Below are 13678 nucleotides of genomic sequence, written 5' to 3' on the forward strand. Positions count from 1 at the left end.
TTTTAATGTGTAAGAATTTGTTATTGCAATAAGTAAGCAAACAGAAGCTCGTTATTTTTTCCAGAAGCTGGGTGGCGGTTGCGAGTGCATTCATGGATATGGATGAAAAGTGGTGTTTTTGTATAGAAACCGTTATAATGAAGCAAGCGTAAACGAAGCGTGATATGTAGGCTCTGCCCAAAGGGGGAGCCGAGTTTTCCATGGGTTGGATTGGATTGCAGCACGCACAATCGCCGGAGAACGAACAGTGGAAAGTGAGGAATACCCATGCTGCTGACTACCATAAATGATCCTCAAGATTTGAAAAAGTGCTCACAGCCGCAGCTATATACGTTGGCAACAGAAATCCGCCAGTTTCTCGTAGAGAATCTGTCCAAAACAGGCGGCCATTTGGCTCCAAATCTCGGCGTGGTCGAGCTGACGCTGGCCCTGCACTATGCTTTTGAAAGCCCTAGGGACAAATTGATTTGGGACGTGGGCCATCAGGCGTATGTACATAAAATGTTGACGGGGCGCCGTGAGATGTTCCCGACTCTGCGTCAATACAAAGGATTGTGCGGGTTTCCAAAAATGATCGAAAGTCCTCATGACGTCTGGGAAACCGGGCACAGCAGTACATCTTTGTCTGCTGCGATGGGGATGGCAACGGCACGGGACCTGAAAAAAGAAAAAAATCACGTGGTTGCCGTGATCGGGGATGGAGCACTGACAGGCGGAATGGCGCTCGAAGCACTGAACCATATCGGTCATGAGCGCAAAAATGTGATTGTCGTACTGAATGACAATGAGATGTCAATCGCTCCAAATGTGGGGGCTTTGCATAACTATTTGGGCAAATTGCGTTCCACCGAGAATTATCAATGGGCCAAGGATGAGCTGGAGGGGCTTTTGAAATCCATCCCGGCGGTTGGCGGGAAATTGGCGAACATGGCCGAGCGCTTCAAGGACAGCATGAAGTATTTGCTGGTTTCCGGCGTTCTATTCGAAGAACTCGGATTTACGTACATCGGTCCGATTGATGGCCATGACATAGGTCTTCTGCTGGATACAATGAAGACAGCGAAGCAGACAAAAGGGCCAGTCCTGATTCATGCGATTACGAAAAAAGGAAAAGGGTATGCCCCGGCTGAAGCGGACTCTGTCAAATGGCACGGGATCGGCACCTATAAGATCGAGTCTGGAGATACACCGAAATCAGCGCCGACGTATACGTCCATCTTCGCTGATACGATGATGAAGCTGGCGAGTGAGGATCAGAGGATCGTAGCCGTTACGCCGGCAATGCCTGCAGGCTCCGGATTGATTCCATTCGGACAGAAATATCCAGATCGATTGTTTGACGTAGGTATTGCGGAGCAGCATGCTTGTACCTTTGCAGCGGGTCTGGCGACACAGGGCTTAAAGCCCGTCCTGGCCATTTACTCCACGTTTTTGCAGCGGGCATACGATCAGCTGATTCACGATGTAGCGCGTCAAAAGCTGAATGTCGTCTTTGCGGTGGACCGTGCGGGATTGGTTGGCGCGGACGGGGAGACTCATCAAGGGATGTACGATACGGCTTTCATGCGAATCATTCCCAACATGGTCATCATGGCTCCAAAAGACGAGAATGAGCTGCGTCACATGATGAAAACAGCAGCTGTGTACGAAGACGGCCCCATTTCCTACCGTTACCCGCGTTTGCCAGCACGGGGAGTGGAAATGGACGAAGATCTGAAGGTGCTCCCAATCGGTAAAGCGGAAATTGTGGAAGAGGGCAAGCACGTTGCCATCGTATCCTTTGGCCATATCTTCGAGGTTGCCGAGCAGGCAGCGAAACAGCTTCGTGCTGAAGGCTTCGAGCCAATGCTGATCAATGCACGCTTCTGCAAGCCGTTGGACGAAGAGCTGTTGCTGCGTCTCGCTCATGAAGGCTATCGGATCATTACCGTAGAGGAAGGTTCGGAGATGGGCGGCTTCGGCACCGCTGTACTCGAATGCTACAATCGTGCCGGCTGTGACGATGTGCATGTGGAAATGGTTGCCGTACCAGACTATTTTGTCGAGCACGGCAGTGTCAAAGAACAACGGCTAGAAGTAGGACTCACGGCAGAGGACATCGCTTCCCGCGTGCGCGCTTTGATGCCTTCGAAGGGCGTAGTGGAAGCATGAGCATACGAAAAGAACGCGTAGATGTCCTGCTCGTGGAGCGGGGCTTGTACGAAACGAGAGAAAAAGCAAAAGCGGCAGTGATGGCCGGGCTCGTGCAAGTGGCTGGCGAGCGGTGTGACAAGCCGGGAACCAAATTCCCGGAGGATGTCGCCATCACGGTCAAGGGCGAGGTCCATCCCTATGTCGGGCGGGGTGGACTCAAGCTGGAAAAAGCATTGCGGGTATTTGGGATCGACATGACGAATCGGGTCATGATGGATATCGGTGCATCCACCGGGGGATTTACGGACTGTGCCCTGCAGCATGGTGCGCGTCTCGTTTATGCGATCGACGTGGGCTACGGTCAATTGGCCTGGAGCCTGCGGCAGGACGAGCGGGTCGTCGTGATGGAGCGAACCAATTTCCGTCATCTGGATCCCGAAACGTTTGACCATGAGATGCCTGACTCGGCGTCCATCGATGTATCCTTCATATCCTTGCGTTTGATATTGCCGGTTTTGTACCGCTTTCTCAAGCAGGGGGGAGACGTGGTCGCTCTTGTGAAGCCGCAGTTTGAGGCAGGCAAGGAGAAGGTCGGGAAAAATGGCATTGTACGCGACCCAGAGACGCATCAAGCCGTTTTGACAGACATCGGCGAATTTGCACGAGGTCTTGGGTTCGCACTCAAAGGTTTGGATTTTTCCCCGATCACAGGGGGAGAAGGCAATATTGAATTCGTCATGCATGCTGCAAAAAGCGACGCGGGACTGGATTCGGAGGAGTGGCTGAAACTGGTAACTGAGGTAGTCGCTTCTGCTCACGCCGTGTTAAAATAAGGAAAGTTACAAAGCCTCGGGAGTTTTGTCCGAATCGAGGCTTTTTATTTATGCAAGAGAAGTTGTATACTTGTATAAAGGATTTCCAACCAACCAGTTTGGGGTGGACCATGTGAAGAAAATTGGAATCATAGCGAATAAAGGGAAACCAGAGGCCCGGATAGTTGCAAGAGAGCTTCTGTATTTGATCGAGGCGCGCGGTGCTCAGGTTTTTCTGGATGAAAACATCTCATCTGACCTGGGACGTGCCGAACTTGGAACGACAGTGGAAGACATCGGGAAGCATGCCGATCTGGTGTGTGTTCTCGGCGGAGACGGAACTCTCCTGGGGATTGCTCGCCAGCTGGCGGGACGCTCATTGCCGATACTGGGGATCAATCTGGGGACGCTGGGCTTTTTGTCGGAAGCAGAGCCAGAGGACTTGCCGCATGCAGTCGATAATCTTCTGTCAGGCAAATATGATATTGAAGAACGCACCATGCTGGAAGCCACTCTCGTCCGCAAAGAAGAGCAGTTGGGAACGTATACAGCGATGAATGACATCGGGATTGCGAAAGGCTCCTTCTGTCGGATCATACAGTGTGCCGTTTATTTGGACAATGCGTATATCGCTACCTTCAGTGGAGATGGCGTCATCGTTTCGACACCGACCGGATCGACTGCGTACTCCTTGTCGGCAGGTGGACCGATTGTAGCGCCCAATGTGGACATGCTATTACTGACACCGGTTGCCCCGCATTCCCTTACAGCGCGGCCGATGGTGCTTTCCGGTAATGAAGTGATCCGAGTCGACGTGGATGCTGTCCATCAGGAAATGGGCTTGTCGATCGACGGACAGTTCGGCTACAGGCTTGAGGGCGGCGATCAAATCTACATTAAGAAGTCGCCTCACGTAACTCCGCTGATCAAGTGGAGGACAGGTGGCTTTTTCGAAGCAATTCGCACGAAATTACAAGGGGAATGGGAGTAAATCATATGAACAAAGGGCAACGACATATCCGGATCAGGGACATCATCAGCAGTGTGGAGGTAGAGACCCAGGACGAGCTGGTGGAGCGTTTGCGTGCGGCCGGATTTAATGTGACGCAAGCAACCGTGTCCCGAGACATCAAGGAGTTGCACCTCGTAAAAGTGCCGCTGCCAGACGGAAGGTACAAATACTCAGTTCCTACCGAGCAAAAGTTTAATCCTCTGCAAAAATTGAAACGCATGCTCGTCGATTCATTTATGAGCATCGACAAGGCGGATCACTTTATCGTATTGAAGACACTTTCGGGACATGCAAATGCGGTAGCCGAGCTGATTGATAACCTCCCGTGGGAAGAAATCATGGGCACGATCAGCGGGGACAACACGATCCTCATCATTTGCCGTTCCAAGGAAAATACCGATGAAGTGACAAAGCGCTTAATGGAAATGCTGTAAAGGTGGTCGCTTGCCATGTTAGTAGAACTCTCCATTCGTAATTTTGCCATCATCAAATCGGTTACGGTTTCCTTTCAAAAGGGTTTGAATATCCTCACCGGTGAAACGGGTGCAGGGAAATCCATCATCATCGATGCACTAGGCCTGCTGCTCGGAGGCAGAGCGTCTGCTGACTTCGTTCGTTACGGCGAGGCGCGTGCCGAGGTCGAAGGGCTGTTTGAACTGCCAACGGGTCATCCGGCATTGGCGGTGTGCGAGAGCGTCGGTGTCCAAATCGAGCAGGACGGTATGCTGGTTGTGCGGAGGGATATCTCCAATCAGGGAAAAAGCATCATCCGGTTGAACGGACAGCTGGTGACCCTCGCGATGCTGAGGGAGCTGGGGCCTTGGCTGGTGACCGTGCACGGACAGCACGATACGCATATGCTGATGCAAGCGGACAAGCACATCAACTGGCTGGATGCCTATGGGGAGTCTGCTCTCGGGAGCGCGAAGGCCGAGTACACCAATCTGTACACGGCATTCCGCAAAACGAAGCAGGACTTGGATCGAATGGCTCGCAATGAGCGGGAGCTGGTGCAGCGAATCGATCTTTTGCAATACCAGTTGAATGAGATCGAATCAGCGGCGCTCGCGCCAGGCGAAGACGAAAAGCTGCAGCAGCAGCGCAAAAAGTGGATGAACATTGAGAAGGTTTATTCATCGATCCAGGATGCGTATCGCTCCTTGTACGGGGATCAGAGGGGGATGGATTGGCTGGGTCACGCCATGGGTGAGCTGGAGCGCGTGGCGGGGTACGAGGAACAGCTGACACCGATTCTGGAAACGGTGCAAAGCGCGTATTACCAGATCGAAGACGTCGTTCACCAGCTGCGGCAGCTGTCCTATCAGATGGACTTCGAACCGGCCCAGCTGGCGGAGGTCGAGAGCCGTCTGGATCAGATCCAGTCGCTGAAGCGCAAATACGGAAAAAGCGTAGATGATATACTCGAGTACGCCGCGACCATCTCAGATGAGCTGGATGAAATGCATCACTACGAGGACCGGTTGCAGCAGGTTCAGGAACGACTCGCGGAGCTTGCGGCCGATTTGGCTGTCGAAGCGCTCGAATTGTCTGTGATCCGTCAGGAATGCGCACAAAAGCTGGCGGTGGAAATCGAGCAGCAGCTCAAGGAGCTTCATATGGAACGTGCCCGCTTCGCCATTGATGTCAGACAAACTCCGGATGACGACGGGGTCGAGATTGAAGGCATCAAACGGCACGTGGACGCGAACGGGATGGATCAGATTGAGTTTCTCATCTCCCCCAATCCAGGCGAGCCGCTTCGTCCGTTAGCCAAGATCGCTTCTGGCGGTGAGCTCTCTCGGGTCATGCTCGCGATCAAGACGATCCTCGCGGGAACAGACCAGGTGGAGACGCTCATTTTTGACGAGGTAGACACAGGGGTGAGCGGCAGAGCCGCACAGGCAATCGCGGAAAAGCTGGCGCGTGTCGCCGGGAAACGCCAAGTGCTGTGCATTACCCATTTGCCACAGGTAGCTTCGATGGCAGACGCCCATTTCCTCATCAAAAAAGAAATGAGCGAGTACGAGACCATGACCATCGTCACCAGGCTGTCTGAGGACGAACGTGTCATTGAGCTTGCACGCATGCTGAGCGGCGCAGAAGTCACGGCGAAAACAGAAGAACATGCCAGAGAAATGATTTTGCTCGGGCGCGAAAGAAAGACTGTCAACTGATCCATGTTGGCAGTCTTTTTTTCCTGACATAATCCGCTTCCTTGGAGGCAACATTAAAGGTACACAAGGTGGAGGTGTCACATAGGTGTAGGTAGGGAACGGTAGGAGTGATTGCTGGTGATCCGACAGAACAAAAGAAAATGGATGGGAAGTTTCCTTCTCCTCATCACGGCCCTAGTCGTGAGTTCCACCCCGTTCCGCGATCTGTCATCCTTTCCCCATGAACTTCGCATGATGGAAGGGAGCCTCGAACAGTTGCGCGTCTCCGTGCCAGTAATGGGCACTCTTGTCAACAGCAACCCCGACATTTTGCACGTCAATGGGACGCAGGCGCGTGAAGTGTCCGTTGATCTGAGCAAGCCAATGTCCGTCGAGCCTCGTCGGGCTGGCGAAGCAAGGCTGCAGGTGAAATGGCGAAACATCCCGCTGACAGCAGTAAAAGTCAATGTACTGCCCGATTTGCGCATTTATCCGGGCGGTCAATCCATTGGCGTGAAGCTGCAGACAGCTGGTGTCCTCGTCGTCGGTCACCATCTGGTGGACGATGGTAAGACCAAGTACTCACCTGGTGAGCAGTCTGGGGTACATGTGGGAGACACAATTGTCAAAATGAATGATTTGTACATTAACGACATGAATGATGTAAAGCGGATGATCAATGAGGCAGGAAAGAAAAATCACCCGGTTCAACTCCTCGTCGTACGCGGAAAAGAAAAGCTGAATCTCACGCTGCATCCCGCCAAAGACAAAAAAGACAACGAATTCCGGATGGGCTTGTACATTCGTGACTCTGCCGCTGGGGTAGGCACGCTCACCTTTTATGATCCCCAGTCCAAAGCATATGGTGCACTGGGACACGTGATTTCCGATGTGGATACGGGTCAGGCGATCGTCGTCGGAGATGGGCAGATCGTGCAAGCAAGCGTGACATCCATTGAAAAAGGTCAGAGTGGAAATCCGGGTGAAAAGTTTGCCCGTTTCTACAATGAAAGTGAAGTTCTGGGGAATATCACGAAAAACACGCCATTTGGCATTTTCGGCAAGATGAAGGATGAACCAAAACGAAGCTTCTATGACGAGCCGCTGCCGGTGGCGCTCGCCGAACAGGTAGAGGAAGGTCCGGCAAAAATATTGACTGTGGTGAATGGGCAAAAAGTCGAGGAATTCGATATCGAAATTGCCAATGTCATCAAGCAGCACTTTCCTGCCACAAAAGGCATGATCATTAAAGTGACGGACAAACGTCTCCTGGAAAAAACGGGCGGGATTGTTCAAGGAATGAGTGGCAGCCCGATCATCCAGAAAGGGAAAATCGTCGGAGCTGTCACCCATGTTTTTGTCAATGATCCAACGTCTGGTTATGGTTGTTACATCGAATGGATGCTGCAGGACGCCGGAGTAAACGTCCGCAAGAATCCTGATTCGCAGTCAAAATCAAACACGGACACTGCAGCCTGAAAAAGAGACGAGCCGTCACGCTACGATAAGCGAGGCGGCTTTTTCATTCATTCCCATCAGGCATCTGACAAATGGACGTATTCTTTGTCGAAATATCACTTAAATCATTCAATCTTTCGTCATTGGCAGGAAAGGGTTTCGGTTTGTCGAATTGGTTTAGAAGTGAAAAGAATGGCTTGGACTGATCCTTTTAGATTATAGACCTCTGAGATGCCACCTTCTTTCCAAAAGATCGTCCATTGTTAGGAGGAACGACTTTGAGCAAGATTGAAGTGTTGTTGGCAGATGATAACCGCGAATTTGTAAACCTGTTGGAAGAGTACATTAGTAGCCAGTATGACATGAATGTCGTAGGCGTAGCGTACAACGGTAACGAAGTAGTTCGACTGCTCCAAGAACGTGTGCCCGATGTTCTGATTTTGGATATTATTATGCCGCATTTGGATGGATTGGCTGTTTTGGAACAAATCCAGGCCATGCGTCTTTCTCCGCAACCCAAAATTATTATGTTGACTGCATTCGGACAGGAAGAAATCACGAAAAAAGCGGTAGAACTGGGTGCTGCCTACTACATCCTCAAGCCGTTTGACATGGAGGTACTGGCACAGCGCATTCGTCAAATGATTTCGACCAAGCCTGCTTCCAATTTTGTTTCGTCAGTGAAGCAGCAAGCTCCTCTGGCAGTGAGAGGACGTAATCTGGACGCAAGCATCACCAGCATTATCCATGAAATTGGTGTTCCAGCACATATCAAGGGTTATTTGTATTTGCGTGAAGCGATTACCATGGTGTACAACGATGTGGAGCTCCTCGGTTCGATCACCAAAGTCCTGTACCCGGACATCGCGAAAAAGTTCAACACAACAGCCAGCCGCGTAGAGCGCGCCATTCGCCATGCGATCGAGGTGGCTTGGTCCCGCGGGAATCTGGATTCCATCTCCAGCTTGTTTGGCTACACGATCTCCAATACCAAGGCGAAGCCGACCAACTCCGAATTCATCGCGATGGTGGCGGACAAGCTGCGGATTGAAGCGAAGATCAGTTAATTCCTGTCTTCGTAATAGCGCTAATTTGCTGCGATGCATGTGACTACCCTGTTTTTGGTTACGACCACCAAGGACAGGGTACTTTTATTTCCTGAAAGGAAGCTCACATCGTAGGCATGATAGAGAGCAGATTCTTTCATGAAAATGTCGCAAACGCTTGAACGACCAGGATATACATGTAAAATAGAGGAGAAACTATTCTGAGTGAGGCAGGTGTGTAATTGATGCGCAACCTAGATGAGATTCTCGCATTCAACCGTCAATTTGTGGAGAATAAAGAATATGAAAAATACCAGACAACCAAATTTCCTGATAAACGGTTAGTTGTCCTTTCTTGTATGGATACGCGTTTAGAGGAGCTCCTACCGAAAGCGATGAATATGAGAAACGGGGACATCAAGCATGTAAAAAGTGCGGGTGCGATCGTCTCCCACCCGTTTGGCAGTATCATGCGCAGTATTTTGGTGGCAATCTATGAGCTCAATGCAGCGGAAGTCATGGTGGTCGGACACTACGATTGCGGGATGAGTGCCATGGACAGCAGCCGTACGATGCAGAAAATGATGGAACAAGGCGTATCTCCTCAAACGTTCTCGACTTTGCAGCACGCTGGCATCAATCTGAATCAGTGGCTGCGCGGATTTGATTGTGTAGATGACAGTGTCAAAAACAGCGTCGAAACGATCAAAAACCATCCGCTGCTGCCGGAAAGCGTGGCTGTCCACGGATTGCTGATCGACCCTGCGACCGGCAGACTCGACGTGGTCGTCAACGGATACGATCAAGCGTAGTGGATGGGAGATCCAAAGGTCACAACGATTTCTCGAAAGACATTACTGCATAAGTGGTTCCAAGCGGCCCTCAGACTTCTCGGCCTTGGAGCGGTTGCCTGCTTGTACAGCTATGGCTGGGAACGAAAGTGGATCGAAGTCACGCAAGTTCCCATTGAAGTGCCGAGTCTTCCCGAAACGTTCAAAGGTATGAAGCTGGTGCATTTCAGCGACCTTCATCTGGGCCATTACTGCGAGCCTGAGGACGTCAGGCATGTAGTCGAACTCATCATGCAGGAGCGTCCGGATATGATCTGCTTTACAGGCGATCTGGTGGATGAGAGCACACGCTACCTATCTGCTGTCGTCCCGATTCTTCGGCAGCTGCGAGCTCCTTTTGGCAAATACGCCGTTCTGGGCAATCACGACTATCGCATGCGGGAGCAGCATGTCGTGCGTGACGCACTGTCCAGCAGTGGATTCGAGGTCCTGGACAATCGGCATATTCGAGTGGAGAAACAAGGCAGCGCTCTTTGTGTCGCAGGTGTGGATGACGTGTTGTTTGGTGTACCTGACTTGACACGGGCGGTCGCAGAGATTCCTGCAGGGGATACCGTCATTCTGCTCGCACACGAGCCGGATTTCGCTCAGGAGGCAGCGGCTTTCCCAATTCATTTGCAATTATCCGGTCACAGTCACGGAGGGCAGGTCCGACTCCCGTTGATTGGACCGATATTGACGCCCAAGCTTTCGCAAAAATACGTGCAAGGCTTGTACCGGGTAGAGAAAAAGGACATGCAAGTGTACACAACGAGAGGGATTGGCACGACCATCCTTCCGATCCGGTTCCTTTGCAGACCGGAAGTAACCGTGCTTACCTTGCGTTAATACGCTTCTTTCATCCAGTGGACGAATTGCTGAAAAGCTTCGTCCTCTTTTTTTGGATGCAAATAGGCGATCAATGTGGGGCGCAGGAGCTGTCCGTCAGCGATGTCGTGGGCAACAAGGGTTCCAGTTGCGATCTCCTCCCGAACGGTTCGCTCGGGCAGCATGGTGATCCCGAGCCGCTGCTCCACCATTTTTTTGACGGCGCTAAAGCTGTCCAGCTCCATGATGACATTTGGGAAGACGCCATGCTGAGCGAGAAAGTGATCGATGCGCTGGCGATAAGGTGCCGTATGGTTGCCAAAGAGGATCATTTCTTCCGTACCCCATTCTGGAAAACCGGGGAAGCCTTCTGCCCATGGATGCTCAGGCGCAGTGACCAACAGGATGCGATCGCTCGGCAAAAACTCCTGGTAAATATGCGGGTGATACATCTCGCTTCCGAGAAAGGCAATATCGGCTGTCCCCGTCAGCAAGGCATTGAGGGACTCTTCATATAAGGTCGAACGCACGTAACAGGTAAACTGCGGGTTGGCCTGACGATACTTCCCAATCAACCGGGGCAGCTCATACGCAATGAAAGCCTTGCCTGCCACGATGTTCATGGATTGACGCTGCTCTTTTTTCTCGGTAAACGAACGCATTTGTTCGACGATATTGGCGGCGATGGGAAGCAATCGGCGTCCTTCCGCTGTCAAGGAGACCCCGGACGCGGTGCGTACAAAGAGTGTAGTAGCAATTTGGCGTTCCAGCTGCTTGAGTCGGTGCGTAACGGTTGACTGCGCGAGAAACAAAGCCTGCGCCGCCCGGTTGATCGATCCATGACGAGCGATGGTTAAAAACACTTCAAGACTCTCTTTATCCATGTAAGCTGCTCCTTAGCAATTTGTTCGATATCTTGTTAGCAACATTCTATAACAAGGCAGGTGATTTTTGGAATAAGATAGTGGCAGGAGGTGTTCTTCATGGTAAAAAAGGATGAAGTCAAAAAGGCGGTTCAAGAACAATTCGGAAGAAACGCCGAGCAATACGTCCAAAGCCAGACGCATGCGAAAGGCGATGACTTGGATCTGTTGGTGCCTTGGATGCAGCCTCAAAAAAATTGGACGGTTCTCGATATTGCGACTGGCGGCGGGCATGTAGCCAGAAAGCTGGCACCCCATGTGGGCCTCGTAGTGGCGACGGATCTGACGCGTCCCATGCTGGAGGCAGCCAGCCGGGCGAATCGCGAACAAGATGTCGATGGCATTCTTTACGTGCAGGCCGATGCAGAAGCACTGCCATTCCTCGATGAAGCGTTTGACGCTGTAACGTGTCGAATTGCTGCTCACCACTTCCCGGATCCGGATGCCTTTGTCCGTGAAGTGAGTCGCGTGCTGAGACCAGGGGGAAGCTTTCTCCTGATTGATAATGTGGCCCCTGATGATCCTGATCTGGCCGCATTTATGAATAAAATTGAAAAGCTGCGCGATCCAAGCCACGTGCGCTGTCTATCGCCGGGCGAATGGCGAAGCCTCATGGAGAAGCATGGGTTGGCTGGCAGGATGCAGCGGCATCGCATGAAAAAATTCGACTTTCCGCAATGGGCGAAACGAACCTCAGAGTCATTGCAGCAAGAAGAAGCGGTCGAAAATGAGCTGCTGCAGGCAACGGAACAGCAAAAAGCCTATCTGGAAATGGCAGTGGAAAATGGCAGAGTACGCACTCATCAGATTGAAGAATGGATGGTGCTTTATCAAAAAACGAGAGGAGATCATTGAGATGGGTAACGCATTTGAATGGATGGGCATTGATCACGTGCAACTGGCGGCTCCAGCTGGCTGCGAGGAAGAAGCACGACGATTTTTTGGGGATTTGCTCGGAATGACAGAGGTCCCTAAACCGGAAAAACTGAAAGTGCGCGGGGGCGTGTGGTTTCAATGCGGCCCGCAGATGATTCACATTGGCGTAGAAGCAGCCTTTCAGCCAGCTAAAAAGGCTCATCCAGCTTTCTTGGTTCACCAGATTGAGGGATTGATGAAACACCTGGAGGAGAAGGGAGTCGCGATCCGAATCGACGAAGAAATCCCAGGCTTGATCCGCTTTTTCGCAGAGGATCCGTTTGGCAACCGATTGGAATTTATGGAGGCGAAGTGAAATGGGGATTGATTTTCATGCGGAAGAAAATCAAGGCGCGTACATAGGAAGAGCAGCGGATGAAACCTGGCTCCAAGCTATGCGTTCCCTCGTCAATCCAAAAGGAAAAAAAGTAATGGACATCGGCTGTGGAGGAGGGATCTATTGCAAAGCGTGGGTAGAGCTGGGGGCTGAATCCGTGATCGGTGCGGATTTTTCCGAAGTCATGCTCAAGGCTGCGTGGGAAAATTGCCGGGGTGACGAGCGAATCAAGTTTATCCGCCGAGCAGCGCACGCTACCGGGCTGCCTGCGGGCAGTGCCGATATCGTCTTTGCACGTGCACTGATCCATCATCTGCCTGAGCTCGACCCATTTTTTGAAGAAGCTTTTCGCCTGCTGTCTCCAGGGGGGATCCTTATCGTGCAGGACCGTACCATGAAGGATGTTCTGATGCCGGCTTCCCCCAGCCACTTCAGAGGATATTTTCTGGAAAAATTCCCACAGCTGCTAGCCAAGGAATCGCGAAGAAGGCCAGAGGATGAGAGCGTGCGGGAAACGATGCGAAAAAACGGATTTGTCCAGGTTGACACCCGCGCCTTGTGGGAAGTCAGGCGCACCTATGAGGCGTGGTCCGAACTGGAAACCGATCTGCTGGCGAGGACAGGGCGCTCCATTTTGCATGAGCTGTCGGATGAAGAGCTGCAGCAGCTTGTGGAGCATATCGGAGAAAAGGTTTCCCATCAACAAAACATAGAGGAGCAAGATCACTGGACAATTTGGATAGGAGTGAAAGGTTGAGGCAAACTAGGGAAGCAATCATGAACCTAATTGTGAAATCGTCTGTCACAAATTTGGATATGCTTGTTTCATAATTGGCAAAGCTATATAATGGAATTGCCATTGTATTCCGGTTTGCGTCATCTTGGTAAAGGAGTTGTCGACCTTATGAAAGTGATTCTGTTTGATTTCCTCATGTTTATTTTCACGTTTTTTATCGCTTGGGGCTGTGTGAGCTCTTTCAAAGCGAAAAACAAGTTTGCAATCGGTTTCGGGATTATCTCTTTGCTGGTATTCCTTTTTGCCGATGGACTGATCATTTACTACGCAACCAAAGCGACTGCGTAGAAGCAAACAAAGAATGGAAGTCTGAAGAGAGGGTGCGCGAGATGCGCAGCCTCTTTTTCGTGTTTTACGCATGGGCCGAGGAAATTTTTAGCATACTAAAGGCGGAGGTGAAGCGGGTGATCAAGCGAAAAAAAACGGGCGCCTTTA

The 13678-nt window shown here is 51.3% G+C and carries 14 protein-coding genes; 13 read left to right on the forward strand and 1 reads right to left on the reverse strand.

What is annotated here, in order from left to right:
- Positions 1 to 267 precede the first annotated feature (267 nt).
- The 9 genes from dxs to JNE38_RS12190 all read left to right on the forward strand — a co-directional run bounded on the left by dxs (position 268) and on the right by JNE38_RS12190 (position 10293).
- Positions 268 to 2151: a 1-deoxy-D-xylulose-5-phosphate synthase gene (dxs, locus tag JNE38_RS12150; protein WP_203356782.1), complete on the forward strand. Its 1884-nt coding sequence runs from the start codon at positions 268 to 270 to the stop codon at positions 2149 to 2151.
- On the forward strand, positions 2148 to 2966 hold the full coding sequence (locus JNE38_RS12155) for a TlyA family RNA methyltransferase (RefSeq protein WP_203356783.1): 819 nt from the start codon (positions 2148 to 2150) through the stop codon (positions 2964 to 2966). Before dxs ends, JNE38_RS12155 begins: the two co-directional genes overlap by 4 nt.
- Before the next feature lie 112 nt (positions 2967 to 3078).
- On the forward strand, positions 3079 to 3936 hold the full coding sequence (locus JNE38_RS12160; protein WP_203356784.1) for an NAD(+)/NADH kinase: 858 nt from the start codon (positions 3079 to 3081) through the stop codon (positions 3934 to 3936).
- A gap of 5 nt (positions 3937 to 3941) precedes the next feature.
- Positions 3942 to 4391 carry a transcriptional regulator AhrC/ArgR gene (gene ahrC / locus JNE38_RS12165; protein WP_203356785.1) on the forward strand — a complete coding sequence of 150 codons (450 nt, stop codon included), beginning with the start codon at positions 3942 to 3944 and terminating at the stop codon, positions 4389 to 4391.
- 15 nt (positions 4392 to 4406) lie between these two features.
- Positions 4407 to 6131, forward strand: a complete 1725-nt coding sequence (recN, locus tag JNE38_RS12170; RefSeq protein ID WP_203356786.1) for a DNA repair protein RecN — start codon at positions 4407 to 4409, stop codon at positions 6129 to 6131.
- A gap of 117 nt (positions 6132 to 6248) precedes the next feature.
- Positions 6249 to 7589 (forward strand): SpoIVB peptidase, encoded by a 1341-nt coding sequence (spoIVB, locus tag JNE38_RS12175; RefSeq protein ID WP_203356787.1) that lies wholly within the window; start codon positions 6249 to 6251, stop codon positions 7587 to 7589.
- A 257-nt stretch (positions 7590 to 7846) separates the two neighbouring features.
- Positions 7847 to 8635: a sporulation transcription factor Spo0A gene (spo0A, locus tag JNE38_RS12180; RefSeq protein WP_203356788.1), complete on the forward strand. Its 789-nt coding sequence runs from the start codon at positions 7847 to 7849 to the stop codon at positions 8633 to 8635.
- A gap of 224 nt (positions 8636 to 8859) precedes the next feature.
- Complete coding sequence (locus JNE38_RS12185; RefSeq protein WP_203356789.1) at positions 8860 to 9426, forward strand: beta-class carbonic anhydrase; 567 nt, start codon at positions 8860 to 8862, stop codon at positions 9424 to 9426.
- Positions 9427 to 9429: 3 nt separating this feature from the next.
- Entirely contained in the window at positions 9430 to 10293 is an 864-nt protein-coding gene (locus JNE38_RS12190; protein ID WP_203356790.1) for a metallophosphoesterase, read from the forward strand.
- Here the strand turns inward: JNE38_RS12190 and JNE38_RS12195 are convergent.
- Positions 10290 to 11156 (reverse strand): LysR family transcriptional regulator, encoded by an 867-nt coding sequence (locus JNE38_RS12195; RefSeq protein WP_203356791.1) that lies wholly within the window; start codon positions 11154 to 11156, stop codon positions 10290 to 10292. The genes JNE38_RS12190 and JNE38_RS12195 overlap by 4 nt on opposite strands.
- Positions 11157 to 11255: 99 nt before the next feature.
- Between JNE38_RS12195 and JNE38_RS12200 the strand changes: the two genes are divergently transcribed.
- From JNE38_RS12200 to JNE38_RS12215, 4 genes are all read left to right on the forward strand, one after another.
- The gene (locus JNE38_RS12200; protein WP_203356792.1) at positions 11256 to 12050 is read left to right on the forward strand and encodes a class I SAM-dependent methyltransferase; all 795 of its coding nucleotides are present in this window, start codon (positions 11256 to 11258) and stop codon (positions 12048 to 12050) included.
- A 1-nt stretch (position 12051) separates the two neighbouring features.
- Positions 12052 to 12426: a VOC family protein gene (locus JNE38_RS12205; RefSeq protein WP_203356793.1), complete on the forward strand. Its 375-nt coding sequence runs from the start codon at positions 12052 to 12054 to the stop codon at positions 12424 to 12426.
- A 1-nt stretch (position 12427) separates the two neighbouring features.
- A complete protein-coding gene (locus JNE38_RS12210; RefSeq protein ID WP_203356794.1) occupies positions 12428 to 13204 on the forward strand; it encodes a class I SAM-dependent methyltransferase in 777 nt (258 codons plus the stop codon).
- 147 nt (positions 13205 to 13351) lie between these two features.
- Entirely contained in the window at positions 13352 to 13531 is a 180-nt protein-coding gene (locus JNE38_RS12215) for a DUF2759 family protein (protein WP_203356795.1), read from the forward strand.
- Positions 13532 to 13678: the final 147 nt, after the last annotated feature.

The organism is Brevibacillus choshinensis, assembly GCF_016811915.1.
In the GTDB taxonomy this organism is placed as follows: domain Bacteria; phylum Bacillota; class Bacilli; order Brevibacillales; family Brevibacillaceae; genus Brevibacillus; species Brevibacillus choshinensis_A.

Coding starts and splice junctions, on each gene's coding strand:
- ahrC (WP_203356785.1), top strand. CDS start 3,942: ATGAACAAAGGGCAACGACATATCCGGATCAGGGACATCATCAGCAGT.
- recN (WP_203356786.1), top strand. CDS start 4,407: ATGTTAGTAGAACTCTCCATTCGTAATTTTGCCATCATCAAATCGGTT.
- JNE38_RS12210 (WP_203356794.1), top strand. CDS start 12,428: ATGGGGATTGATTTTCATGCGGAAGAAAATCAAGGCGCGTACATAGGA.
- JNE38_RS12200 (WP_203356792.1), top strand. CDS start 11,256: ATGGTAAAAAAGGATGAAGTCAAAAAGGCGGTTCAAGAACAATTCGGA.
- JNE38_RS12205 (WP_203356793.1), top strand. CDS start 12,052: ATGGGTAACGCATTTGAATGGATGGGCATTGATCACGTGCAACTGGCG.
- JNE38_RS12155 (WP_203356783.1), top strand. CDS start 2,148: ATGAGCATACGAAAAGAACGCGTAGATGTCCTGCTCGTGGAGCGGGGC.
- JNE38_RS12185 (WP_203356789.1), top strand. CDS start 8,860: ATGCGCAACCTAGATGAGATTCTCGCATTCAACCGTCAATTTGTGGAG.
- JNE38_RS12215 (WP_203356795.1), top strand. CDS start 13,352: ATGAAAGTGATTCTGTTTGATTTCCTCATGTTTATTTTCACGTTTTTT.
- JNE38_RS12190 (WP_203356790.1), top strand. CDS start 9,430: ATGGGAGATCCAAAGGTCACAACGATTTCTCGAAAGACATTACTGCAT.
- JNE38_RS12195 (WP_203356791.1), bottom strand. CDS start 11,156: ATGGATAAAGAGAGTCTTGAAGTGTTTTTAACCATCGCTCGTCATGGA.
- dxs (WP_203356782.1), top strand. CDS start 268: ATGCTGCTGACTACCATAAATGATCCTCAAGATTTGAAAAAGTGCTCA.